The sequence below is a fragment of the uncultured Shewanella sp. genome, assembly GCF_947501665.1.
GTDB lineage: Bacteria > Pseudomonadota > Gammaproteobacteria > Enterobacterales > Shewanellaceae > Shewanella.
The window spans coordinates 1-25,601 of the sequence record NZ_CANMWS010000001.1 but is presented as its reverse complement, the minus strand read 5'-3'; the positions used below and the strand labels follow the sequence as shown (position 1 = coordinate 25,601).

Below are 25,601 nucleotides of genomic sequence, written 5' to 3'. Positions count from 1 at the left end.
GTCTTGATAGTGGCATTCATCTCCTTTTTCATTAAATCGATTTTAATGAAGCAAATATCCAATGGATAAAAACACATAGAAACACCTAAATGATTAATTTAATTTTTAAAAACTAGATTTCGGTACTGCTACACTCAAGAGTTCATTACAAAAAATTAATCGAACTACATCTCTTCCAAAAATAACATGCATATACTGACTTAAAGCTAATTATGGGTGTCTTAATAGTGATATGTAAATGAGCAAAAAACACTCTAAACCGCTCAAGAAAATTAAGACCTTGGTAGAACCAAAATAAATAGCAATAGAAAATACATTAAAAACCAAGAGAATTAGACCAATTGACGACTAATTATGGGTGTCTTGGTAGTGTCTGGGGGTGTAAAGATTACAAAAAATTGATCTTTAGCTTTAATTTAGAACAAATACGGGAATAATCAATAAAATCATAAACAAAATAAAAATATAAAAGAATTTTTTCACTGATCTTTTTGAAACAAATACGAACATTGGATCATTTTTTTTTACACAAATATTCAGTTTGTTGTTCGAGCGTCGTTTTATTGAATGTGACAAACAAAATAGACTTTTTAATTTTTTTAAAGACGCTTTAATAAGGATTGGAACATGTTATCTGTACATACTAATAATGCTTCACTGATCGCTCAAACTTCAGTCAATAAAAACAATGACCTACTTTCAAACGCTATGGAGCGTTTATCAACGGGTCTTCGCATCAACAGCGCTGCTGATGATGCTGCAGGTCTACAAATTGCTACTCGTTTAAATTCAAATGTAGTGGGCATGCAAACTGCTAGCCGTAACGTGTCTGATGCCACCTCTATGTTGCAAACTGCTGATGGCGCACTAGATGAAATCACCACTATTGCTAACCGTCAAAAAGAGCTAGCGACACAAGCGGCGAACGGCGTAAACTCAGAAATTGATTTAAAAGCCCTTCAAACAGAATTTACTGATTTAAACGCTGAAATCGAGCGTATTATTGGTGAAACCACTTATGCGGGTAATAACTTATTTACTGAGTTAGCGAATACTACGACTTTCCAAATCGGTGCAGCTAAATCTGAAAGCATGGACGTACAAGTTGATAAAATTGATATTGCAACTGTTGGTGGTGGTACATTAAAAACTGTTGATTTCGAAGCTAATGGCCGCGCAGATGCTGAAACAGCTATGGATGATATTGATGCATTAATTGGCGTTGTTGGCGAAGCTCGCTCAGAACTAGGTGCTAAAATCAACCGTTTAGGTCATACTGCAGCTAACTTGGCCAACGTGACTGAAAACACTATGGCGGCTGCAGGCCGTATCATGGATACTGATTTCGCCGTTGAGTCTGCTAACATGACTAAGAATCAACTGCTTGTTCAAGCTGGTACTAACATTCTGTCTTCAGCTAACCAAAACACAGGTTTGGTTTTAGGTCTTTTAGGTTAATCCCTTAATATAAAGACAAGCAAAGCGCTTCCTTCGCATAGTGAAATTGCTATCACTATCACTAGGGGCGCTTTATTTATTCATGAGTAAGATAATTATTAATAACATACTTATCAATAACGTACTTAAGAATAAAGTTAAAGTCCTAGTAAGTTAATTTTATGGATAATGGAACACAATACTTACTCCGTGATAGTGGGTTTTAAATGTATAATTTGATTGGTGTCAACTTATTGTTTAAACATGGTATTGGGTTTCATTTTCCAGTTAACTTGGTTAATTTACTAGACTATTTTCCAATCTCCTTCTTAGTTTTAATCTTAGCCTTCTTGTATTGTTATAAACTATGCATATTAACAATCAAATGAACAGCTTTTTCCTCCGTTCAAGGCACTTGCTTGTAATACTAGTTCACCCTTTCAGGCTAGACTCATATTTGATATTAAGCAGAATATTTGACCACAATTAAGGGCATTTTTATTCTCTAACGTTTACCTAAAGCCGCAAGTTTTTGAGTAAATTAATCAACAAATCGATATCAATATAATAAGAAGAAGGTCATCTAAGGTTTAATTCAATATCGACATGATCAACATATTTTAAGGGATATATTATGTTATCAGTTCATACTAATCATGCTTCATTAATTGGGCAAAACGCTGTTAATAAGAGTAATGACTTATTAACCAATGCAATGGAACGCTTATCAACGGGGCTGAGAATTAACAGCTCTGCCGATGATGCTGCGGGCCTACAAATCGCCAGTCGTTTAAATGCCAATATAATAGGTATGCAAACCGCTAGTCGTAACGTATCAGATGCCACCTCTATGTTACAAACCGCTGACGGCGCTCTAAGCGAAATAACCACTATCGCTAATCGACAAAAAGAACTGGCTATACAAGCCGCTAATGGCGTTAATTCGGCGGAAGATCTCAAATCTCTGGATAAAGAATTTCAACAGCTTACTACTGAAACCGAGCGAATAATGACAGAAACGACTTTTGCCGGAAATGCTTTATTCGATGTATTAGATTCAGGTGTAAACTTTCAAATTGGTGCTTCTAACTCAGAAACCTTAAGTGCTCAAGTTGATTTCATTGATGTAGAAAAATTTGGTATGACTGATGCTCAAGGTAATGGTGGCCGTGTAGAACTCACTAGCATCAGTCTAACGGATACCAGTGAAGCAATTGATTTTTATGCAGGTAAAGATGGTTCCGGCGCAGCTGGTGCAATGGAGGCTATTGATGGATTGCTTAATCTCATAGGAGAAACTCGCTCTTCACTAGGCGCTAACATTAATCGTTTAGGGCATACCGCATCGAATCTAGCCAATGTCACTCAACATACACAGGAAGCATCTAGTCGCATTATGGACGCAGATTTTGCCGTTGAATCGGCAAACATGACGAAAAATCAGTTATTAGTTCAAGCTGGGACAAATATTCTATCTTCAACGAACCAAAATACCGGCTTAGTATTAGGGCTACTTAGTTAAACCTCAATACATAGCAAATAGATTAGTAGCAGTTAATTATTTAACTTATCTAACTTACTTTAAGCAATATCAAAACAGGTTGAAATATAGACAGAGCCTTAACTTACTTAACTTAACATAGGCTCTTTCATTCGACTAAATGTGTCAATTAGCGTCATCTCAATGCGTTATCAAGCCACAGTATTAACAACTGCAAAATACATAAACTTCAAAACATAAAACCAAATAAAAACATTTTTAAGTCTAAAAAAAAACAAAATAAAGCCAAATGAAAACTATAAAAAACAAAACACATTAATAATTAACATCACACGCGTACAAATAAGCAGTTGATTTAAAACAATAAAAAATAAAAAAATAAAAAAAACTATCTAAATCCCCTCCTTTTTTATAAATCCTTTCAGTTCCGAGATCTGGCGTCGTTTTAATTTTGCTGACACCAATCAAGTATTCTATTTCGGAGAAGAAATATGTTATCTGTTCAAACTAACAACGCTTCACTTATCGCACAAAATTCTGTAAACAAAACCAATGACCTACTGTCAAATGCGATGGAGCGTTTATCAACCGGCCTACGCATTAATAGCGCCGCTGACGATGCTGCTGGTCTACAAATTGCGACGCGTTTGAATGCCAATGTAACTGGCATGGAAACGGCTAGCCGCAACGTATCTGATGCAACCTCTATGTTACAAACTGCTGATGGTGCATTAGAAGAACTAACCACTATCGCTAACCGTCAAAAAGAGCTAGCCACTCAAGCCAATAATGGTGTGAATTCAGACAAAGATTTAGCTGCCTTAGATGCTGAATTTCAACAGTTAACTGCTGAAATGACTCGTATTCTTGAAGAAACAACATATGCTGGAAATAACTTATTTGAAGCTCTAGCTAATACTACAACTTTTCAAATTGGTGCTTCAAGCTCTGAAACTTTAGATGTTACCATAGCACAAACAGACTTAGCAGCAATCGCAGCAAGCGATGCTAATGGTGCTACAGCAACAGTTGATCTAACTGCTCTGCATCTTACTGATGCTAGCGTAGATGCAGACTATACTGGTGATACTATTGTTACACAAGGTGCTGGTGCTGGTGGTGCAATGAATGCTGTCGATGCACTTATTGATGTTGTTGGTCAAGCACGTTCTACTTTAGGTGCTAACATCAACCGCTTAGGTCACACTGCTGCTAACTTGGCTAACGTGACTGAAAACACCAAAGCGGCTTCGGGTCGTATTATGGATGCTGATTTTGCCCTTGAAACTGGTAATATGACGAAGAACCAACTGCTTGTTCAAGCAGGGACTAACATCCTATCTTCAGCCAACCAAAACACTAGTTTGGTTATGGGCTTATTACGTTAATATCCAATCTAAAACAATTAATGCTAGATGCTTGACTGACTAGCATTTATTAATCATATTTATTTCAAAGCCTGCCATTCTCATATTACTGAGTGGCAGGTTTTTTTAGCTTACCCACCTTGATGAGTAAACACTAGAACCTTATTTTAATCAGCACATTTAATCATAAAAAATTAAAAAGCAATATCTTTAGCTAGCCTTACTTTATTTTTTATAACTCTGCTTAAGTCTTACCTTCATGTTACTTACAATTAAAACTAGACTTTTGGTTTATAAAAAGATGTTTTAGTCGCTTTTAATACCATTAACAATAAGTTACGAAGGATAGACTTTAAGAAATAAAATCTCTCTCTAAATATATGGCTGAACAATACACAAACACCATAAAAACAATAAGGCGATCTTCAAAGATCCCACAACACGGACTCGTTATGATAATAAAAAAAATCCCCCAGTTAACCCTAAAACTGTCACTGCTGACACTGGCAATGTCTGGCCAAGTCAATGCCAGTAAAATTGAGCCCATAACCAGCTTAGCGCCATTGCAAACACAGATAAGCCAAGCTATAGCCTCTCAAATAAGTAAGGCTAATAGCCCACTGCCTAAGCGCTATATTGTTAAGTTTAAAAACTCAACAAGTCATATAAGTCCCTCAGCAGCTAACTTAAACACCGCATCTAGTTCACTGAGCTATGAGCCGATGGAGCATGAGGTGTTTACGCAAGAAGCCATTTTACAACAAGCAGTGAGTTTTGATACTCAGCGAGCCGATGTGCGAAGAATTGGCCGAAGTAATAGTTATACTGGAGCGCTGTCTCAACAAGAAATCAATGCCCTTAAGCTACGCGCCGATGTTGAATATGTTGAAGAAGATGTACCTAGACGATTATTTAGTAATAACTTTACCTCTAATGAAGCCATTCCATGGGGACTGGATCACATAGGCCTGCTATCAGACGATAATACTGTACTCAACGATAGCCAAACCGGTAATCGCACGGTTTGTATCATTGACTCAGGTTATGACATTAGCCACCCAGATTTAAACGGCAATAATGTTAGCGGTACCAATGTGACAGGCACAGGTGATTGGTCAATCCCTGGCGCTAATAATGCCCATGGCACTCACGTTGCCGGTACCATCGCCGCGATCAATAATACCCAAGGCGTTATAGGTGTCATGCCAAACCAAAATGTTAATGTTCATATTATTAAAGTATTTAATAGCGATGGTTGGGGTTACTCATCTGATGTCGCCAGTGCCATTGATCAATGCGCCGAAAATAACGCCAACGTGATCAATATGAGTTTAGGTGGTCCCGATAGTAGCTCGCTAGAAGAATCCGCTCTGCAAACACACTATGATAATAACGTGTTACTGATTGCTGCTGCTGGTAATGACGGTGATGATTCACTGAGTTACCCAGCTTCTTATGACAGTGTCATGGCAGTTGCTGCTGTGGATAGTGACAGTAATCACGCCTCATTTTCACAATATACACCTCAAGTAGAGATATCAGCACCGGGTGTTGCCGTGTTATCAACCGTCACTCAAGGTGAAGGGCATTTGGCCGACATAGTTATCGACGGGGAATCCTATATTGAACATCAAATATTTCCAGCTACTCGCTACATTTACACAGGCAGAGTCATTAATGGTAAAAAGGAAACTCTTTCAGCTAATATATTAGGCAGTGTCAATGGTGATTTAGCATTACTTGATTGCAACATTAACAATTTAAATCAAACCAGCTGTACAGGTAATGTCACTGACAAAATTTGTTTGATCGATCAAAAAGAAAATGGAGTCACTTGGGGGATTAGTGCTTGTCAATATTATGGTGCAAAAGGGGCCATTGTGTTCAATGGAGAGCAACTTCCTGGACTTAAAAATAGCAGTTTTGTCGATACGAATGGTAGCATAGATTTGATTGCTGCTAATGTAGACAGAGCAACAGGAGCATTACTTAAAGAAAAAATTGGCTCTACAACGACCTTAAGTACATTTAATGATGGCGACTATGCCTTTTATGATGGTACCTCTATGGCCTCACCCCATGTTGCTGGCGTCGCGACCTTAGTGTGGAGTCACCATCCTGAATGTACAGCTGCTGAAATACGTCAAGCCTTGACAGCTAGCGCTGATGATATTGATGTTGAAGGGCGTGATGTTCGAACGGGTTATGGCTTAGTCAATGCTAGTGCTGCAAACGCCTATTTAATCAACAACACTTGTGTAGGCTCGACTCCTATTGACCCCGTTGACCCTGTTGACCCCGTTGACCCTGTTGACCCCGTTGACCCTGTTGACCCTGTTGACCCTGTTGACCCTGTTGACCCTGTTGACCCTGTTGACCCCGTTGACCCCGTTGACCCCGTTGACCCCGTTGACCCCGTTGACCCCGTTGACCCCGTTGACCCTGTTGACCCTGTTGACCCTGTTGACCCCGTTGACCCCGTTGACCCCGTTGACCCCGTTGACCCAATGGTATATAGCTACATTGTTCAAACCAGTATTCCAGATAATGATGATAATGGAGTCATTCTGCCTATTCAGGTAACCCATACAGGTAATGCTGGCAATATTAGTATCAATGTCGATATAACTCACAGTTTTGTTGGTGATCTTAAAATTGATTTATATAGTCCAACGGGTGAAATGACTACGTTACATAGAAATTGGGGAGGGAGTAATAACAGTCTAGTTGAAACCTACCAATTGGATATGCCCAGTGTTAATGCTAAAGGAACTTGGAATTTAAAAATTGTTGATAAATACAGAAAGGACTCAGGTCAAATTAACTCTTGGAGTATAAGCTTCCTGTGATCTGATTAAACTAGTTTAATCACGAACAATCAAACTATTAGGCGCTTATTTTCAAGCGCCTTTTTATTTTCCATTTTAAGATACTGTAAAACAATCCCCTTATTACTGGTCTGTTTGCGAGTCAATTTCAGTGGCCCTTCCTTGTTGTCGCCCTAGTTTAAGGCAATTAAAGGCGAGTTTATGCTGTGTTCTAAACTGTTTTATAAACAGTCGCGCTTCCTCTTTTCCTGTTCATTTTAATCAATTCATGAAGAAGAGTAAGCGGAAGCAAGTTTTCCTCACTCAAAGCGGAATAACGGAAATACCTTGAGAACAGAACAACCCACCTTTAGTTTTAAATTCAATACTTTCAACAAATTAAAAAGTGGCACAAAATTTGCTTTTTAATTGTAATGCTCAACAAGAGCCAATGAGGACAAGTCATGATTTCAGGTATGAGTTCAGCTCAATTCGCCGAACAATTGGTTGCTGCCGATCGTATGGGTAAAGATCAGCTCTATAGTAATAATCTTAGTAGCACCAATTTAAAATTAGATGCATACAAGATGCTGGAAACAAGCTTAGATAAAATCACCAGTAAAATCGGTAAATTAGATGGCGATGCGTTTGAGAAAAAAACCGCTTCAATAAGCGATGAGAATGCCAGTATTACTGTGGACTCAGATGCACCTAAAGGCAATTATGAACTTGAAGTCAAACAACTGGCACAGGCACAGCAATTATCAGCCAGTTTTGGTACTGAAGATGAATTACTGACAGATGCAGGTATGTCTGGCGTTTTTAGCATTCAAGTGGGTAGCGAGGCTACTGATAAAATCGAAATCGATCTTGATGACTTTAATGCTAGTGGCACAAAAACGGTATCCGATTTACGCGATGCCATTAATTCAATCTCTGATAACCCAGGTGTCACCGCCTCTTTGATGCGTACAGGTAGTTCAGTAGAGCTACTCCTGACATCGAATGAAACTGGGGTCGATAATACATTAGATGTACAACTGGATGGCAGTCTTTTTGCAATGACAGAGCTCAAGAATGCACAAGACTCTAAAATTGTATTAAATGACGTCACTATTACCAATAGCAGTAATTATCTCGATAAAGTCATCGATGGGATCACAATTGAGCTAAACCAAGCCCATGAAACGGGTAAGTCTAGCATGATCAAAGTGGAGTCTGATTACGACTCAACCAAAGATTCTGTTACTGATTTTGTCGATAGCTTTAATGAGTTTATTGATAAACTCAACCAATTAACTCGCTCTATGGGCAGTACTGTTTTAGATGAAACGAGTAGCAGCTCCAGTAGTGATAGTGATGACGACGAAGAAGAAGATGATGAATTCAAAACCACGTCTGTCAGCGAAGACCAAATTGGTGTCTTAAAAGGTGACTCCAGTATTCGTATGCTGAAAAATAATATGACCAATATTATTTTTGAAGAAGCACCTAATGGCATGCGCCTAGCTGACTTAGGCATAGAACTAAACCGCTCAGGTAAGCTAACCGTCGATAAAGATAAGCTAACAGAAGCCATTAAAAGCGATCCCGATGCCGTTAAAGCCATGTTTACCGAAAATACAACTGCACCTAGTGATGCAACTGCGGGGTATACCCAACATTTAGGCTTTATTGATAAACTTGATACTTTTATTAAACCTTTCACTCAAACTGGCGGTATTTTAGACTTAAAAGAAGATAATCTAGATACAAAAGTCAAACGTATCGAAGATGACATGAGCCAACATGATTACCGCATGAAACAAAAATACCAAATTTATTTGGCACAATTTACCGCGATGGAAGCCACCATCAACTCATTAAATTCCGCCAGTTCACTGTTTTACCAAGGAAGCTAACTATGCTAAATGAGCACGATCCTTTCAATGCCTATAAGCAAACCACACTCAATGCAAGAGCCGCTGCAGCGACGCCTCATGAAATGGTGCGTATGCTGCTTGATGGCTTACTCGAAGAAATTGAGCGCACAGGTGGCTTCATGCAAAGACGCCACTTTGAAGACAAAGGAAGGAGTGTAAATAAGTGTCTCAATATAGTTCATGGATTAGATTCTATGCTGGATCTTGAAAATGGCGGTGAGGTGGCGACTAACCTCAATCGCCTTTATGACTATTGTAGCCGTCAATTAGTGACAGCCAGTGTCGAGAATGATCCCGAAGCATTAGTGCCCATTATCAAGGTAATTAAAGATGTCAGAGAAGGTTGGAGTAACCTCAGCTGAACCCCTTGCGATAAAACCTTGGGGGCAGTTTGAAGCTGCCCTCATTAAACATGCTGATAAGCAAGACTGGGATAAATTAGTCAAAGTTAATGACCTAATGATGAAGGCGCTAAGGCAAGCGGGGGCGCCAAAAAACCAGTCACAAAAAAAAGCAAGACAATCTCTTGCCGATACTCACGATAAAGTACTTAAAAAGCTGATCCACTCAAAGCAAACACTTGAGATGGAAATGCAACAATTTGCGTCTAAACAGGATGGATTAGCCGCTTACCAACTTACCCAATCAAGTGGAGCTATAGATGATCGCTAGCCTTGCTATCACCAATACAGGAAGTGCTAATACAAGTACTGGAGATGTCTCTATAAAATCCAGCCCCAAGTTTAGCCATTCTGATCATAATCAGGATGATATGAATTCATCCTCTTTTGAGCTCAATAGCCATGAGCTTGATAACAGCGATGAGCTCGACAATAACCATGAGCTAAATAATCGTGATGAACAAAACAAAAATGCTCAGGCGCCAGAATCAAAAGATAAGTATTCGAATAATGATACCGATCAACACGATAACAGCCACCCTTTAAATGCCAATAATCAATCACAGCAAAAAACTGACACAACAGATTCAAAAGGCAGCCAAACACAAACCGCTCAAGGAGTGAATACTCAAGCCACGAAGACAACATTCAATGATCTGCAAGATGGCACAAGGTTAACCCAAGCGCAGCTACTCACTCAAACAAACGATGTAAAAGCACTTCACACCTTAAATGCTTCCCATGGTCCCCAGGAAGCCACAGCGGTTAACTTAACCCCTCAGCAAGCATTAACAGCAAACTTATTGCAGCAAGGGAAGCCAAATCAAAACAGTCATTCTAGTACGACTAAAAGTCCTGATGTCACACTCAATCAAATGATTAACCCTGCTTTGGCCACCAGCTCATTAGCCTCTGACAGCGAATTCAATTTGAGTCATTTGAAAGGCAGTCACCTACGACAAACCAACGGTTTTATGCCTGCCGGCGCTTTCGCCTTTAATGCCGATAATATTGAAAACGCACTATCGCAATTAGGGCAAGGGGGAAACAATGTGGTCGATGAAGCCGCTCAACTTATCTCTCAACATGGGCGTACTCAAGCAAAAGCCAGTCAATGGGGCCCCATTTCAGTGCCACAATCAGCCCCTTTAGCACAGCAGGCACAAACACTGCTATCTCCTTTGAAGGAGCAATTACGTTTTCAAGTTGATCAACAAATTAAACATGCTGAAGTCAGGCTCGATCCCCCTGAACTGGGGAAAATTGAATTGAATATTCGCCTCGATGGTGACAAGCTGCATATTCAAATGAATGCAGCCAATACCTCAGTGCGTGATGCACTACAGTTGAGTATTGACAGATTACGTGATGACTTAGCCATGGACCATGGCGGACAAATCGATGTCGACATTAGCCAAGGCGAACAACAAGAACAAAGCGATAACCCCACTCAAATGGCCTCGATTGCCAACGCATTCGGTGAGTCTGTGGATCCCCTACATCCCCCTCAACAGCACTTGGCCCAAAACCAAGTCGATCTGTTAGCATAAATTAGGAGCATAACATGGCATTTGGAAAGAGCAGCGTTAATAAGAAGTTCACTCTCAGTATCTTTATTCTAGCCTGGACAGGCATTATTTTCTGGGTAGGTTGGCAAGCACCACATATTATTGGCGGCCCCTTTAACCAACCTAAAGTTGAAATCAAAAAAGAACGTTACTATCCACTGGATCGTTTTGTTATTTCCGTTCCCGGTGACCAATATCCGCATTACTTGTTACTTGAAATGGCTCTTAAAAGCTCATCAAATAATGTAAAACATAAATTATCTGAAGCCGATCCTGTGATCCGTAATGCATTAATGAGAATGTTTGCCAGCAAAACCTTTGATCAAATTAACGATCCCACCCAACTTGAGCCACTACAACAAGAAGCATTAACTTTGTTGTCGAGTTTATTTATTGAACATCAATATAAAATTGATTTAGAAGACTTATTGTTTACTCGCATTGTTATTCAATAAATGCTTGTTTCATTCTGCTGAGGGATGAAAGCATTAAAAGGCTTTCCTCTCTCAATCTTTCTTTTACAGAATGATACCTAAGTCTCTTGTTCACAATAATAACAGGAAAACAGAAGATTTAGTTATGACTCTCAATCTGATTCAGAGCAACACTTTAAACATCAAAAATATGAATCAAAGCAGAAATATGTTTACCAATCAGGTTCATGGCCCAACTCATTCTCGCCATGCTTATCCGATGAGCAAACACTATTTACACTTTTCATTCATTTATGAATAACAATAATAGGAGCAGGATGATGAATTCGGGTCAATTAGCTTATCAAGAAGTATTCGATGAAAGCGTGAGTAACCGACTCAGCGAAAGTCAGGTGATGAAACAATACCTGCCTCTTGTTAAGCGCTCTGTCACGCAATTAAGAAGTCATTGCGGCCCTGTTTTAGCCCTTGAAGACATGGAACAAATTGGCATGATGGCCTTATTAGAGTCCTCTCGCCGTTATCCCGGTGAATTTGATAATGGCTTTATTTCCTTTGCAGGGCAACGTATACGAGGTGCTATTTTAGACGAACTAAGACGTCAAGACTGGCGTCCTCGCCCAGTGAGACAGCAAGCCCATGAACTCAATGACGCAGTAAGAAAACTATCACGTCAATTAGGCCGTGAGGCGACCGATCTTGAAGTGGCTAATTCAATGGGGCTGACTCAAAAAGATTACCGTGCTCGCCTGTATGCATCGCAAGCAGAATCAATGAAAAGCTTAGATGACATGCTGGGTGCAGGCAGTCATTTTGCCGATAAAACCGATGCGATTAATCAATTTGCCGCGAAGAAAACATTATTCAAAGCAATCGCTAAATTAAATAAAAGAGAACAAGTGATCCTGTCGCTTTACTATCAGCATGAACTTAATCTAAAAGAAATCGCTGGAACATTAGGATTAACTGAAACCCGAATTTGCCAACTTCACAAACAGGCAGTTAAACAACTTCAATTAGTCTATCAACAATGGGATCAGTAAAGGTAGGTAACGTTATATGAGTAAGATATTAGGACTAATCATCATTATTGTTTCAGTTTTTGGCGGTTATGCTTGGGCTGGCGGTTATCTCGCTGCCCTATGGCAACCTGCTGAAATATTAATTATCTTTGGCGCAGGACTCGGCTCCTTAGTGATAGCCAACCCTAAAGCAGTTCTTGTAGATATGTACCAACAAATGAAAGAGCTATTCAGTGTAGAGAAAGAGGATCCTGAACTTTATCCGCAACTGTTTGGCCTATTGGGTATGTTGATGAATCAAATTCAATCACAAGGCCTGAAAGTCCTCGATGATCATGTTGAAAAGCCAAGAGAAAGTTCATTGTTTTTAATGTATCCCGCTGTACTGGATCACCCAAATGTGCTGCAATTTCTCATTGATAATTTAAGGCTACAATCCATTGGTAAAATTTCTGCGCATGATTTAGCACAAATTCTAGAAGAAGAGATTTACCGTATAGAAGACGACAGGCTGCGCCCTTCTCGCGCTTTAGCCCGTGTGGCTGAAGCCATGCCTGGTTTTGGTATTTTAGCGGCGGTAATGGGCATTATTATTACCATGGCAAGTATTGATGGTCCAATTACAGTCATTGGTATTAAAGTCGCTGCCGCGTTAGTAGGTACATTTATTGGTATCTTTGCTTGTTATTGCTTATTTGAGCCACTATCAAAAGCGCTTGAGCATTTAACCGAACGGAAATCGGCTCAACTTCGCTGCGTTGCTGCCATATTAACCGCATTCGCTAAAGGCAAGCCTCCCATGCTAGCCATCGATGCGGGCCGTAAACAAATTCAAAGTGAAAATAGACCTAGCTTTATTGAACTTGAACGTTGGATGGTGGAGCAACAAAGCTAATGGCAAAACGAAATGAACCCATAGTGATTAAAAAGCGCCCCCTGCAAAGACGAGAAGTCGTTAATAATGGGGCTTGGAAAGTCGCCTTTGCCGATTTCACCTTAGCCATGATGGCCTTATTTATGGTGTTATGGATCATTCAAATGGCCGACCAAAAAGAGCGTGAGCAAATTGTACAATACCTTCAAGGAGACATGTACGCTACAGGCTCAATTAACCCTTTTGATTTAAGTCAATCTCCATCAATGATTGACTTACATGGCGCGATACCCATTCAGCAAGCTATATTACCAGCTTCAGGGACAGGTGTTGAACGAGCCGGTCCTGCTCTGCATAATCATATTCCTGCAGGAGAAGATAATCCCAAAGCCGGTCGAGGCCCTGAGCTTAATGCTATGGTACCGGGACAATTTGAAACCCAAGCACAGCTAGAATTTTTAGCTCGCGAAGTCGATAAAATTATTACTCAAGTGGATATGAGTACCAATGTGGCTATTCAAATAGTGCCTCAGGGGATCCGCATTTTAGTTCATGATAATGTTCGTCAATCTATGTTCACTCGTGGCAGTGCTAAAATGGATCCATATTTTGAAGACTTATTATTAGCTTTAGGCCCCTTATTGGCTAAAGTTGAAAATAAAATCAGTATTTCGGGCCATACCGATTCAAGCTCTTATGTGGGTAAAACTTTTACGAATTGGGAACTATCGAGTCAACGAGCATTAATGGCCAGACGCGTATTGGAATACGGTGGGGTCAAACGCAATCAAATTGTGCAGGTCACAGGTATGGCCGATCAAGCCCCTTTTATTGTTAACGATCCAAAGGCCAATGCCAATCGACGCATCGAAATGTTAGTACTCACTCACAAGGCTGAGAGACAGATCAAAGAAATGGCAGGATTTCCAACTAAGACCATAGAATCCGATCCAAGACTTGAACAAGCCAAAAAATTAGCGGAGAATAATCAACCAAGAACACGATACCCAGAGCAATGGACCAGCTATGAGTGAAACAGAACAACCTTTTACACCCATCATGGATCAAGCGGTACCAGTCGTTGATAAAAATATAGAAGAACAAGAGCTTAGGAAACACGCTAGACTCAGCTTACGAGACGATGATGCCGCTGCAGATCTCGCTCTTGCCTGCGATGGCGTTACCGTTAAGTTAAGTACAAAAAGTTGGTGGAAAACGAGCCAGCTCGGCATCGCCAACATTAAAGATTTCGGCTTAGGGGGCATTGGTATTGTTACCAGTACTCCCCTTAAAGTCGGGCAAGAGATCAATATTGAACTGAATGGACATGAGATGGCCGTTGAAATTGCCCGCTCTCGCCCTATCAATAGTAAATTAAATTTTGTCGGCGCCCGTTGGCTAAGCACAGATAATAAAGCTATTTTATCTATGATTAACCAAATCAAGCCTGCTTAAGTACTCAACTTATTTGAAGGTTGTTTATGGTCACAGTATTGAGTAATAGTAGTTAATTTCTCACACACTACACCAAAAGCATAAAACAACCTTCAAAATACGCCAATAAATAACATTATGCTTATTCCATTTAAGAAATGGATCTATTTTGACGTCTTTCTGAAAGCATAATATTGCAAATAATATCCACGTGATTTTATAAACGCTCACATTCTACTGGTTTAAGTCATATTGCATTTACACAATACTGCAAGAAAAAAATGTACTTATTCCAATATATAACAAGATGGATCCGGAGGGTCACCATGACTGATGCTTCTCAACGAAAGGGGCCTGATAGCCTGCAGAAGCTATTTTTATACCTTATTTTAATTGATTGGTTTGTATTGATTTATATCTCATTTGAAATAAGAGAGTTCACTTTTAGGCATGGCTCTATGGCTTCCGTTATGCTGACTGTTTTTAATTTAATTCTGGTCAACTTATGTTATCGCAGAGCCAGACGAGCAGAAGACAGTTATTTACTTTATCCCGTTATTGGCGGCGCCTTACTCTCATTTATTTTAATGGCTTATTTCTTTTTCTTTTAAAAGTTCTTGGTTATACCCATCCCCTTCTGACTTTCAACATCAAATCAAAAGGGAGCTGAATAGTTAGCTCCCTCCTTTTTTATTGTCAGTTTTTAATACACTTGTACTCGCCAAAGTTCACGAGACATTGATTTTTCCGTCATAGCTAAACGCCCATGGAGCGTATAATAATTATCGATGATCACAAGATCCCCCGCCTCCCATTCATGAGCAATAAAACATTTATCATGATAAGCAATATCATTCACCTCTTGAATAAGTGCAGTAAGCTCTGCTGATGACATTTCTGTAGATGACAATGAAAAACGTTGTAATTGCGACTCACTGCCTTCTTGATAACGCAAAATAGGTTCATCCGTTGTAGGATGTAAATCCACTAGCGGATAACGTCGTGGTGTACCACCGAAATACGTAAGTTTGGTCTCATAAGTTAGATCGATATTGCACCATTGCTTCACCTTTGATTGACCCGCCAATTTAAGTGCCACACGGCTGTCTACGATCGTGGTTTGCCCTTCTCCTTTAACAGGGGGCGTCTTGCAATAAAGCATAAAGCAACTTGCCGCAAACTTAGGATCCTGCTCTACTTTTTTCTCTGACGCAGGTAACATGCTTAAATCCCAATGCAGCGGTGTTTTTTCAATGGAATGTACAAAACCATGGGGAATTTTTTCAGGCTTAACCACGTGTACAGGACCAAATTGCCAATGATAAATTTCCCCAAAAGGATCACAAAAATCAACGAGATCTTGCTGCTGTATATCAGGCATATTTTTCAGCAAAATGAACCCAAATTGCTCACTGAGTTGTTGTAAAAACTCAGACGGCAAACACCCATAACCCAACTGCTGAGGATCGCTAATTTTAAGCCCAAATGCGGGTGCTTTAATGAGCTCAAAAACAAAGCCCTGTAATTGGGGACCGGCAACTTCTAAATAACACCAATTATGTCCTGCATGGGTGACGTTAACCACACACTTTTGCTTAGCAATCCCATGAGAAAGTTGAACATACTCTCCTGTTAAGAGTCGCACAGGCACACTGTGCCACGGACTCACCACTTTGCTCGTATCACTGGATAAACTCACCGTAAACTTAGGGCCGCTATTGTCATAAGCATGCACAGATAAGCGAATATGATGTGGGTAAACTTTATCTATTCCCGCACTTAACGCTCGGCCGCGATACATCATTTGATAGGCTTTATCACTAATACTCTCAAGGTACTGATCTCTGTCTCCATCACTGAAACGTTCAATACATACATCATGGTATAAATAGCTACACAGCTTGTCATGCACCTCAGTTTGCTCTGGAGAATCACTCACCTTTTTCACAAACTTTTCAAACGAGCGCGGTCCAGTACTGATACCTTTCAGCAAGGCTTTTCGTAAACTATCACTGTCTGTTATTTGGGCCAATTGCGCTTCGGGCAATAAATCCATTAAATCAGCCCATTGAATATTCTCGGTGACACATAATTGCCTTAATGCCGTTTTATATTGATCTTTTACTTCATCTTCAACATGCACAACATCAGCAAAAGTTGTTCCATCACTCAAAATAGTGACGCTGCTGCCATGGGGGTAAATCTCATTTAACGCACAACAAAGTGTATCTAATCGCTCAATGGCCAATACCTCACCCAAATCGGGCATAGCCGAGAAACTCTTATCTATAACATTAGGCGACTTACAGGGAAACCCTGGCAAAATAAACTCAAGTGGTTTATTTTGTGCCATAAAATACTGGATCTGTTGACGCGCGAACTCACGGCCCTTTAAGGTGAATTGATCCTTTTCATGACTGACTAAATAAGACTGTAATACATCAAGCAATTGTGCTTCAATCACAGCGTTTTTGTTATTGATTAGAGTATGATTTGCTTGCTGTAAAGCGTATGTTGAAGCTATATTTGTATCCATTTTTCTATTTCCTATACCACCAGCTGATGGGTCTGACTTACAAGCAAGTGGGGATGTTCGTTTTTAATATGTACGAAAAAATTAAAGGCAATCTGCGTTAAGCAAGGCTCTCTTCCTCACATGCCAACCACAGCTCTAATTCATCAATATGTGAGATGACATTAAGCGATTCATCTTGGATTAACGCCGCTTTACTACCATAACCCCAATCGGCAAAAACAAATTCCACTTCAGCGTTATTCGCCGTTTGTTGATCTGTTACTGTATCGCCTATAAATAAAGCTTCCTGAGCGGTTACACCTAACTGTTCAAGCAAATGCAGAGTCGAATCAGGCGCTGGCTTTTTGGGAAAAATCTCACCCAATCCTTGAATTGACACAAATTGAAAATCTTTTGCCTTATTCTTATCAAAAAGCTGTTCTAACAAATAGAGGGCCTGCTGATGATGTTTATTGGTAACCACAGCCAGTTTCAGACCTTGTGCTTGCCATCTCTGCAACGCATTGATAATGCCATCATAAACTCGAGTTTTATTGATTAAGTTATGGCCATAATAGCGTAAATAATGAGCATACACCTCATCGGCATTAGATAAAGAGCATAAAGAATGAGAAGCAGGCGAACAAAGAGAAGAAAGTAAACACTGCACCATGTTTTTAGACCCGCCACCAATGAGTTGTTGGTACACACTCATCGGCTGGGGCGCTAATTGATAATGCACTAATGTCTGGTTCATCGCATCCATGATATCGTTAAGAGTATCAATTAAGGTGCCATCTAAATCGAAAATTAACGCCTTAATCATGCAAGCCTCCCACACCACCTGTTTTATCGTTAACCAACTGAGAATAATGACTTGGCTTACCTTGATTGAAAATCAATCTATGGGTATTTTCGTCCACCTGACTGCGATGCTGTAAACGAATTTCATCATTTTGTTTAATGGCAACCGAGTGCCATGGCGTGCGCCAAGCATCATCCGTTTTCCCCATATGAATACCAATTTTTTCGGACACGCGAAATTGAGGATGAATAGACAATCTCAGCGCGTGAGGATAATACTCTTCCAATAATCGACTCCAAGCATTACTGCGCTGAATCACCCTCAGTGATACCGCTTTTGCCTGCTTTTGGATCTGGGTTTTACTGCAATCGGCAAACTCATTTAACCCACTGAAATCTTCAAATAAGAATTTGGCGATCCCTTGGTACATAGATAAGGTTTCTTTACTGGTTTTCACCGCTTCTGTTAAGCCAATTAACGACTCACCATAGCCTACCATGAGCTCTTCGCGCATGGCATCGAGACTCGACAGCACACCAAAAGCATCCTTTAAATCAAAAAAATCAAAACGGCCAGAGTAATGTAATTGATAATAATGTTGAATGGCTTGGGTATAAGCTTGTACATCTTCATCAGGAATGCGCACTAAATCAGCAAATACATAGCCATCTGAGCAAATACTGATTTTAGCACCGGGCTCATAAACCTCAGCTATTTCATTACAAAGCTGATTGAGCACATCAATAGAATGGGTTTCAGCCAAATCAGGCAAACGGCTCAAGGTTTTACTGCGATTTGGTGATTTGCCAGGGTAAGCAGGCAAAATCATATGGATAGGCTGATTATTGTCTACCATTGCCAGTACTTTGCTCAAGTGCGGCGTGATTTCATCTAAGGGTAAAGTCGAAAAAAAAGTCGTCTCAAGGTCAAGCGCTTCACTTTTCAGTAACTTTCGCCATTTAAAAATAATGGCCAAAATATCACTGGCAGTGACTTTATTGTTTTTATCCATGCATGCATCTCTTCATCAGAGTAACCGCATCCTAGCTCAAATAAACCTAGCATCCCTCCTCTAGGCCGTGGATGATCCACAGCGGCTAACCCCTAATTCAGTATTCACTCAACATTTTCCCTGAACTCACTATTGGCATACGATTAATTTATCAATGAAACACCAAATGTTTACCAAGTATTTACTCACGGTTAGCCACTTGTATCAAAAAGTAACAATACGATTATAGAATAAACACTCGAAATGTAAACAATTCCTAATAAAGACACCGCAAATAATCTTAATCGACTAAGCTTCTGTTCTAATATGCTTTATTACCATCACAAAAAGAATAAAAAACAATCAATAAAATCTCACTCAGTACTTAAATGGATCATTAAAAATGGCTTTGAGCAATCATGGGTGACTTAATAAAGTGTAAAGAGAATATTAATAAATGGATGTTTTAACAAAATGGCATTGATGAAAGGATATAAGTGAAAGATAGCTGAATAAAAAAGATGCCCAAATAAAAACGCCTAAAAACAATTATGGGTGTCCAAATAAAAACATCCAAATAAAAACACAAAAAAATAAATAGTCTTCGAATGAAAAACGAGCACAAAAAAGCGGGCGCAATAAGGCCCGCTAGAGGTTTGACAAGTGTTTAATGTGGGTTTATTTCTAGCGAAATACCATTAACGACCATGAGTAAAAAACAAACCCAATTAAAGTATTCAACTAATAAACGTAAACGGCGCCTGCACCTGGCATATACCCAGCCTTTTGATCTCCTTGAATACCAGTTGAACGGCTACTCTCACCAGAGTCCCCTACCGCAAGAGTATGGCCCGCTGCATCAATAGCCAGGCTACTGCCAAATACATCTGATAGGCTATTTGTCGGCTTAAAGGTTTTATGAAGTGTCCATACATCATTTACTTGAATATATTGACCAACTGCAAAATCGGGATTTGTCCTTCCAATATCCGTATCATCACCTACCACACCAATATGAGCAAACAGCGAAGCGCCATCTGAACTCAATTGAAAGTCTCTAAAAGAACTCACTGAAGGTGAAGTATGAACTTCCCATTGCTCATCTGTAAAAGTATAAGTATGTAATTCATTGCCAGATACAACTAAAGTATCTCCAGGACCGTTCATCGCAAACTTTGTAGCAAAGCCCCCTTGCTTGTTAGGTTTTATGTATGCTTGCTGTGACCATACGCCTCCATCACGTTGAAATACATAAACCGCCCCACTATTTTCAGCATCATTATTAGTTTGATCGCCATTAATGCCTAAAGCAGAGGAATCTTCATATGGAGCAGAAACAGCAATTTTATTGCCTTCTAAATTAATAGCGACATTACGGCCAAATCGATCATCCGCTTCCGAATTACTGGCTTTTAAATAAGCTGCTTGTGACCAAGTATCATTCTCAAAAGTGAACACATAGGCTGCACCACTTTCCTCAGCGTCATTATTCGACTCATCACCGTTCACTCCAGTAGCAGAAGAGTCTTCATACATGACACCAACCACCATGGTATTCCCATCGGCACTGATATCTAAGGTTCTGCCAAATTGATCATTCTGATCAGATTGTCCCGCTTTTAAATAGGCTTGTTGCTGCCAAGTAGCATTCGTATATCGGAACACATATACCGCCCCACTTTTAATTGCATCAGTATTGGTCTCATCACCATTTATGCCATCACTGTCTGAATCTTCTTCAGCAGCGCCAACGACCAAAGTCAGGCCGTCGTTACTCAAGACTAAAGCGCCACCAAATTTTTGTCCGCTTGCTGTTGAAGGCTTCACATAAGCCGTTTGTTGCCAAATAAGCCCTTCACGACGATACAAATACACAGCTCCTGTAGAACTAGCATTACCATTTACTTGGTCACCATTAATGCCTGTGGCATTGGAATCTTCACCTGAGGCCCCTACTGCCATTAGCATACCGTCACCACTAAGTGCTACCGAAGTACCAAAATTATCACTAGATTGTGTATTTGAGGCTTTAAAATAACCTACCGCGGCATCCAATTGCGACCTGCTTGGGGTAGCCATACCGCTCACCACGCTGCGGCTGCCATTAGTGGCACGAATAAAAAATTGCGGATTGTCGGTGAGTAGCGCCGCATCCAGATAAACACTGTTCTCGCTATCAACAACAGGTTCTCCCAGTGGATGACAAAAATCATTGGCAGACAGGCTGACATCGTACAAGCAGACTTGGTATTCACTGGCCCAGTTGTTGGAATCACTCCAGTCCAGCTTGAAGGTTTTGACGCCCGTGGCGAGAATATTGATCTCATCAAGCACAATTTCAGTGGGAATATTCTCTTGTAAGTATAATAAGTGATTCACCACAGAAAGTGGTGCGTACTCTTGAGTAAAACTGGCCCATAAATCACCTTTTTGGGCGCGAATGCTATGCTCACCAGCGGGCAAGTGCAGCTTGATGGACGCGGTTTGATATTCACTGCCTGTTAAGCCAACTAAGATATTGTCGACATAAATCTCGGCGCCAATGGCCAAGGCGGGATCGCTATCTGTGGTGACGCTGAGCATCAAGGTCGATAACAAGCTGCCACTGATTTGATGGGATACATCGACACTCAGCTCACAGCCTTTAATTTGGGTTTCACCGAGCTCCACCTCAAAGGCGCAACTGGCCAGTGGCGCCTCAGTATAGGTATTATCTTCACGCTTTGCATAAAAACTTAAATAGGCTGTGGCCGTTTGTGCCCCTTGGGCATAAAACTGCGGTAACTCAGCATCCGCCAGCTGATAGACTCCCTCTTCAAACACAAAGCTATGCAGTGTTTCACTGCTGACATTAGCGTCACCACTGCCTACACTACTCTCAGCACTGAGACGCATGATCATGGCTAGGTTTTCAACCCCGGACACGCGATCGACTAACACTTCGGGCACTTGAATATTAATTTCACTCAAGCTGTTGTCGGCTGCAAAACTAAAGTCCACATCGGCGCTCAGCGGAATAATATCAATGGGAGTATTACCGCCCGCAGTCAGCTCAATGTTGATTTCACCTGCGCGCATCATGCCAACAAGACGGTTATCGTCATAGAGTTTCACTAAAATGTCGTAATTACCATCGCCCAATGGCAAGGTCACATTAGTGAGGCCGTATTCGGGATCCAGCTCGTAAATAACCTCATCAGCACCATCGATAATTAAGCCCAGTTTAGGCACACTCAATAAAGCCAGCTCATCGGCTGAGAATTGAAAATTTAAGGTGGCAAGCTCATCGATGTCTTCTAAGATGACTAAGGTTTCGCCTAAATGTGGCTGAAACAACAACTCCACTTCAGGGCTTGTGCCCTCAACAATCACTTCCCCTAAGGCTTTAGCCACATATTGCTGCTCGTCATGTTCAATGGCGACAATGAAATCATAAGTATCTGGCGTTAATGCCAAAGTACGGTGGGACACTATGCTACCATCGGTTTTAAGCGTCAGCGGCCAGTCAAAGGTTTGCACTTCCCCTGTGGTCACGGATGTGGCCTGCATTTGACCGTCGAAACGGGTGTCTTCTGAAACCACTAAATCGACAGGCGATGCGTTAAGTGTACTATCAAATTGAATATCATTACCGCTGCTCACTTGCGCCAACGCATCTGTACTGTACAGCTTGATATCAGCATTACTATCTTTAGCAATACTGTTTACAGAACTGCTGGCTGCAGTTGTTGTATTGGTAATGCTTTGACGGTATAGCGCAGCAAAATGCGGTGTTACTGTGACTTCCATTTGGCTCGGCGTGCTATTTTCTTGAGTCTTGGTATTTGCCTCTCCAGAAGAGTCACTGCCACCACAGGCCGCGACACTCATGGCTAATGCAATGGGACTTAAACGCTTTGCTAAATGGGTATTTTTAAACAGATCAGACATCTTGTTCCTATCTTCCTTTATTCCATGGACACAACTCACATGAGTTGTGACCATATCAATGCGACAGGAGCAAACAAAAAGTAAAGACAAATGCAAAATAAAAGTTACATTTCATAAACTTAAAGAATACAAGCGTGATCAATAAATAAACATAAATAGGATACTAAAGACAGATGAATAATCGACAATAACTCATAAAAAGGACATCATAATGTTAATACTGCTCCCAAAAGACCCGCCATCATGTTTATATAACTTAGTGCCAAATAAACTATTGTTCTACTTTGTAGTAACGTCTACTAAATGTTAGCTTAAAGGGTTGCGATCAATAATACTGCCGCATCATGTAAAGTCGCTCTCATTAAGCGATATCCATACACATTCATTAATAATAAAGAGCAAAACCGTATGCGTTATGAAGTTTGGGAACAATTAAGAATAGAAGCAACCGCACTCGTTCAAAAGGAGCCGCTACTTGCCAGCCATGTGTATTCTTGTGTGCTCAATCATGAATGTTTAGGATCGGCTTTGAGTTTTATTGTCGCTAACAAACTCTCAGATGCAGTGGTCTCCCCTTTTACTTTTAGGGAGTTATTTGATCAAGCCTTTATTAATTGTGAAACCATGTTGACCTCTGTTGCCGCCGACATTAAAGCCGTAGCGGATCGCGATCCTGCCGCAGTCGATTATTTAACGGTCCTGCTAAACTTAAAAGGCTTTATGGCCATTCAAGTACACCGCTTGGCCCATTGCTTATGGCAAGAAGATCGTAAAGAACTGGCCCGATTCATACAAAGCCGCAATTCAGAAGTCTTTGGCGTGGATATCCATCCCGCTTGCCGTATTGGTCAAGGGATCATGTTCGATCATGCCACAGGCATAGTCATCGGTGAAACCGCCGTTATTGACGATAATGTCTCAATATTACAATCGGTCACATTAGGAGGGACGGGTAATGAAGAAGGCGATCGCCATCCCAAAATTCGTCAAGGCGTACTGATAGGTGCAGGAGCAACGGTTCTAGGTAATATTGAGATAGGAGAAGGCGCAAAAATAGGCTCAGGATCCGTGGTGCTCAATCATGTCAAATCTCACACTACAGTGGTCGGTGTACCCGCCAAAGTCGTCGGCAAACCCGATTGTGAGTTCCCCGCACAATCGATGGAACAAAATGTCTACGATGACTCATTATCCAGTGCGTTGATCTAATACCAATCTAAGTAAAAAAGTGATCATTTAGGAAAAAATGATCACCTTCTTGAGAAAGGATTGATACATGCTTTCTCATTATCTCTTTTCCAAATGACAAAAACGAAATAGCCTAACATTGCTATTAGGGCTTATCGAAATATTGTGAAGCGGACTCGCTCTTTGTGACAACCGAACTCGCCCACCGGCGTGACAGGCCGACGATCTCCAATAAAAAGCCTTAAAATCCCCAAGGATGGAGTGGCTGTTGAATAGTGTATGGAACATTATCAGCACAACTGGGCTCTTTAACAGGACTCTCTTAACTAGACTGGGAAGAAGAACATGGAGGCACAAATGTCATGTAGAGCATGGATGCTTGAGAGTGACCGCTCTTTTGGTTTTCTTTTATTTTTAAATTTCAATACGTCAATACGAAAAAAGCCCTAACATTGCTGTTAGGGCTTATCGTAATGTTGGCGGAGCGGACGGGACTCGAACCCGCGACCCCCGGCGTGACAGGCCGGTATTCTAACCAACTGAACTACCGCTCCTTTAGTTTTAAGCTTACGCACAAAACTAAATTTGGTGTCTGGAAATGACCTACTCTCACATGGGGAGACCCCACACTACCATCGGCGCAATTGCGTTTCACTTCTGAGTTCGGAATGGGATCAGGTGGGACCACAATGCTATGGTTTCCAGACAAATTCTTTATTTTTAAATTAAGTGGTGCTGATACCCAGAATCGAACTGGGGACCTCATCCTTACCAAGGATGCGCTCTACCGACTGAGCCATATCAGCAAAATCGTCTATCTTATCTATGCGTCTTATGTGACATTTCACTGCATCTAGATAATATCTTTGCTTCTATTTTCTTTCTATAAAGAAGAAAGCAAAGTTTAAATAGGCGTCTGGAAATGACCTACTCTCACATGGGGAGACCCCACACTACCATCGGCGCAATTGCGTTTCACTTCTGAGTTCGGAATGGGATCAGGTGGGACCACAATGCTATGGTTTCCAGACAAAAAATTGTATGGAACAATTTTTAACGAACTTTAGTTCGGCCCGTTAGGGTCAAATACAAGGATGTATTTGATAAAATTTATTCCTAAATTTGAAAGCTGCTTTCGACACTAAGGTCAAAAGATAAATAATTGAGTTTTAGTACAAGGATGTACTTTATATCATAAACGCAGGAGCATTTTATGACCACTTACATTAAGTGTTCTTTCTAATTTTGCTAAGTTTACCATTGTACGACCTCCATGGATGTAGGAAATACTTCAACATGTATGGAACATGTTAAGTAGAACATTTCCGGTAAAACCCATTAGGGTTGTATGGTTAAGCCTCACGAGTCATTAGTATCAGTTAGCTCAACGCCTCACAACGCTTAC

19 protein-coding genes, 2 tRNA genes and 2 rRNA genes are annotated in these 25,601 nt (G+C 40.6%); 15 read left to right on the top strand and 8 right to left on the bottom strand.

Annotated features, from left to right (window positions below):
* Positions 1-627 precede the first annotated feature (627 nt).
* The 14 genes from Q0976_RS00115 (at position 628) to Q0976_RS00050 (ending at position 15,378) form a co-directional block, all read left to right on the top strand.
* Positions 628-1,458, top strand: coding sequence for a flagellin (locus tag Q0976_RS00115; protein WP_299489574.1), 831 nt, complete (start codon positions 628-630; stop codon positions 1,456-1,458).
* A 613-nt stretch (positions 1,459-2,071) separates the two neighbouring features.
* Positions 2,072-2,959: a flagellin gene (locus Q0976_RS00110; protein ID WP_299489572.1), complete on the top strand. Its 888-nt coding sequence runs from the start codon at positions 2,072-2,074 to the stop codon at positions 2,957-2,959.
* 470 nt (positions 2,960-3,429) lie between these two features.
* A complete protein-coding gene (locus Q0976_RS00105) occupies positions 3,430-4,326 on the top strand; it encodes a flagellin (protein WP_299489570.1) in 897 nt (298 codons plus the stop codon).
* A gap of 431 nt (positions 4,327-4,757) precedes the next feature.
* The gene (locus Q0976_RS00100; RefSeq protein ID WP_299489568.1) at positions 4,758-7,154 is read left to right on the top strand and encodes a S8 family serine peptidase; all 2,397 of its coding nucleotides are present in this window, start codon (positions 4,758-4,760) and stop codon (positions 7,152-7,154) included.
* 422 nt (positions 7,155-7,576) lie between these two features.
* Positions 7,577-9,013, top strand: a complete 1,437-nt coding sequence (gene fliD, locus Q0976_RS00095) for a flagellar filament capping protein FliD (protein WP_299489566.1) — start codon at positions 7,577-7,579, stop codon at positions 9,011-9,013.
* A 2-nt stretch (positions 9,014-9,015) separates the two neighbouring features.
* A complete protein-coding gene (gene fliS, locus Q0976_RS00090) occupies positions 9,016-9,396 on the top strand; it encodes a flagellar export chaperone FliS (RefSeq protein ID WP_299489564.1) in 381 nt (126 codons plus the stop codon).
* A complete protein-coding gene (locus Q0976_RS00085; protein WP_299489562.1) occupies positions 9,365-9,706 on the top strand; it encodes a hypothetical protein in 342 nt (113 codons plus the stop codon). The genes fliS and Q0976_RS00085 overlap by 32 nt, the downstream gene beginning before the upstream one ends.
* Positions 9,696-10,985, top strand: a complete 1,290-nt coding sequence (locus tag Q0976_RS00080) for a flagellar hook-length control protein FliK (protein ID WP_299489560.1) — start codon at positions 9,696-9,698, stop codon at positions 10,983-10,985. Before Q0976_RS00085 ends, Q0976_RS00080 begins: the two co-directional genes overlap by 11 nt.
* Positions 10,986-10,999: 14 nt before the next feature.
* Complete coding sequence (locus Q0976_RS00075; protein ID WP_299489558.1) at positions 11,000-11,458, top strand: flagellar basal body-associated FliL family protein; 459 nt, start codon at positions 11,000-11,002, stop codon at positions 11,456-11,458.
* A gap of 296 nt (positions 11,459-11,754) precedes the next feature.
* A complete protein-coding gene (locus Q0976_RS00070; protein ID WP_299489556.1) occupies positions 11,755-12,480 on the top strand; it encodes an RNA polymerase sigma factor FliA in 726 nt (241 codons plus the stop codon).
* Between the two features lie 16 nt (positions 12,481-12,496).
* The gene (gene motA, locus Q0976_RS00065) at positions 12,497-13,354 is read left to right on the top strand and encodes a flagellar motor stator protein MotA (protein ID WP_299489554.1); all 858 of its coding nucleotides are present in this window, start codon (positions 12,497-12,499) and stop codon (positions 13,352-13,354) included.
* Positions 13,354-14,367 carry a flagellar motor protein MotB gene (locus tag Q0976_RS00060; RefSeq protein WP_299489551.1) on the top strand — a complete coding sequence of 338 codons (1,014 nt, stop codon included), beginning with the start codon at positions 13,354-13,356 and terminating at the stop codon, positions 14,365-14,367. The genes motA and Q0976_RS00060 overlap by 1 nt, the downstream gene beginning before the upstream one ends.
* Positions 14,360-14,788: a pilus assembly protein PilZ gene (locus tag Q0976_RS00055; protein ID WP_299489549.1), complete on the top strand. Its 429-nt coding sequence runs from the start codon at positions 14,360-14,362 to the stop codon at positions 14,786-14,788. The genes Q0976_RS00060 and Q0976_RS00055 overlap by 8 nt, the downstream gene beginning before the upstream one ends.
* Positions 14,789-15,093: 305 nt before the next feature.
* Positions 15,094-15,378, top strand: a complete 285-nt coding sequence (locus Q0976_RS00050; protein ID WP_299489547.1) for a hypothetical protein — start codon at positions 15,094-15,096, stop codon at positions 15,376-15,378.
* A 92-nt stretch (positions 15,379-15,470) separates the two neighbouring features.
* Here the strand turns inward: Q0976_RS00050 and Q0976_RS00045 are convergent, their stop codons facing one another.
* The 4 genes from Q0976_RS00045 to Q0976_RS00030 form a co-directional block, all read right to left on the bottom strand.
* Positions 15,471-17,303, bottom strand: a complete 1,833-nt coding sequence (locus Q0976_RS00045; protein WP_299489545.1) for an L-tyrosine/L-tryptophan isonitrile synthase family protein — start codon at positions 17,301-17,303, stop codon at positions 15,471-15,473.
* Positions 17,304-17,400: 97 nt separating this feature from the next.
* A complete protein-coding gene (locus tag Q0976_RS00040; RefSeq protein ID WP_299489543.1) occupies positions 17,401-18,108 on the bottom strand; it encodes an HAD-IA family hydrolase in 708 nt (235 codons plus the stop codon).
* Positions 18,101-19,099, bottom strand: a complete 999-nt coding sequence (locus Q0976_RS00035; RefSeq protein ID WP_299489541.1) for an isocyanide synthase family protein — start codon at positions 19,097-19,099, stop codon at positions 18,101-18,103. The genes Q0976_RS00040 and Q0976_RS00035 overlap by 8 nt, the downstream gene beginning before the upstream one ends.
* Before the next feature lie 720 nt (positions 19,100-19,819).
* Entirely contained in the window at positions 19,820-23,008 is a 3,189-nt protein-coding gene (locus Q0976_RS00030; RefSeq protein WP_299489539.1) for an FG-GAP repeat protein, read from the bottom strand.
* 408 nt (positions 23,009-23,416) lie between these two features.
* On the opposite strand from Q0976_RS00030, the gene cysE reads away from it, so the two are divergent.
* Positions 23,417-24,217, top strand: a complete 801-nt coding sequence (gene cysE / locus Q0976_RS00025; RefSeq protein ID WP_299489537.1) for a serine O-acetyltransferase — start codon at positions 23,417-23,419, stop codon at positions 24,215-24,217.
* 456 nt (positions 24,218-24,673) lie between these two features.
* On the opposite strand, the gene Q0976_RS00020 is transcribed toward cysE, so the two are convergent.
* From Q0976_RS00020 to rrf (Q0976_RS00005), 4 genes are all read right to left on the bottom strand, one after another.
* Positions 24,674-24,750, bottom strand: a tRNA-Asp gene (locus Q0976_RS00020).
* 36 nt (positions 24,751-24,786) lie between these two features.
* A 5S ribosomal RNA gene (rrf, locus tag Q0976_RS00015) occupies positions 24,787-24,902 on the bottom strand.
* A 24-nt stretch (positions 24,903-24,926) separates the two neighbouring features.
* A tRNA-Thr gene (locus Q0976_RS00010) sits at positions 24,927-25,002 on the bottom strand.
* A 108-nt stretch (positions 25,003-25,110) separates the two neighbouring features.
* Positions 25,111-25,226, bottom strand: a 5S ribosomal RNA gene (gene rrf / locus Q0976_RS00005).
* Positions 25,227-25,601: the final 375 nt, after the last annotated feature.

Coding starts and splice junctions, on each gene's coding strand:
- Q0976_RS00050 (WP_299489547.1), top strand. CDS start 15,094: ATGACTGATGCTTCTCAACGAAAGGGGCCTGATAGCCTGCAGAAGCTA.
- motA (WP_299489554.1), top strand. CDS start 12,497: ATGAGTAAGATATTAGGACTAATCATCATTATTGTTTCAGTTTTTGGC.
- Q0976_RS00035 (WP_299489541.1), bottom strand. CDS start 19,099: ATGGATAAAAACAATAAAGTCACTGCCAGTGATATTTTGGCCATTATT.
- Q0976_RS00100 (WP_299489568.1), top strand. CDS start 4,758: ATGATAATAAAAAAAATCCCCCAGTTAACCCTAAAACTGTCACTGCTG.
- Q0976_RS00085 (WP_299489562.1), top strand. CDS start 9,365: ATGTCAGAGAAGGTTGGAGTAACCTCAGCTGAACCCCTTGCGATAAAA.
- Q0976_RS00030 (WP_299489539.1), bottom strand. CDS start 23,008: ATGTCTGATCTGTTTAAAAATACCCATTTAGCAAAGCGTTTAAGTCCC.
- Q0976_RS00115 (WP_299489574.1), top strand. CDS start 628: ATGTTATCTGTACATACTAATAATGCTTCACTGATCGCTCAAACTTCA.
- Q0976_RS00045 (WP_299489545.1), bottom strand. CDS start 17,303: ATGGATACAAATATAGCTTCAACATACGCTTTACAGCAAGCAAATCAT.
- Q0976_RS00040 (WP_299489543.1), bottom strand. CDS start 18,108: ATGATTAAGGCGTTAATTTTCGATTTAGATGGCACCTTAATTGATACT.
- fliS (WP_299489564.1), top strand. CDS start 9,016: ATGCTAAATGAGCACGATCCTTTCAATGCCTATAAGCAAACCACACTC.
- Q0976_RS00070 (WP_299489556.1), top strand. CDS start 11,755: ATGATGAATTCGGGTCAATTAGCTTATCAAGAAGTATTCGATGAAAGC.
- Q0976_RS00080 (WP_299489560.1), top strand. CDS start 9,696: ATGATCGCTAGCCTTGCTATCACCAATACAGGAAGTGCTAATACAAGT.
- Q0976_RS00075 (WP_299489558.1), top strand. CDS start 11,000: ATGGCATTTGGAAAGAGCAGCGTTAATAAGAAGTTCACTCTCAGTATC.
- Q0976_RS00110 (WP_299489572.1), top strand. CDS start 2,072: ATGTTATCAGTTCATACTAATCATGCTTCATTAATTGGGCAAAACGCT.
- cysE (WP_299489537.1), top strand. CDS start 23,417: ATGCGTTATGAAGTTTGGGAACAATTAAGAATAGAAGCAACCGCACTC.
- fliD (WP_299489566.1), top strand. CDS start 7,577: ATGATTTCAGGTATGAGTTCAGCTCAATTCGCCGAACAATTGGTTGCT.
- Q0976_RS00055 (WP_299489549.1), top strand. CDS start 14,360: ATGAGTGAAACAGAACAACCTTTTACACCCATCATGGATCAAGCGGTA.
- Q0976_RS00105 (WP_299489570.1), top strand. CDS start 3,430: ATGTTATCTGTTCAAACTAACAACGCTTCACTTATCGCACAAAATTCT.
- Q0976_RS00060 (WP_299489551.1), top strand. CDS start 13,354: ATGGCAAAACGAAATGAACCCATAGTGATTAAAAAGCGCCCCCTGCAA.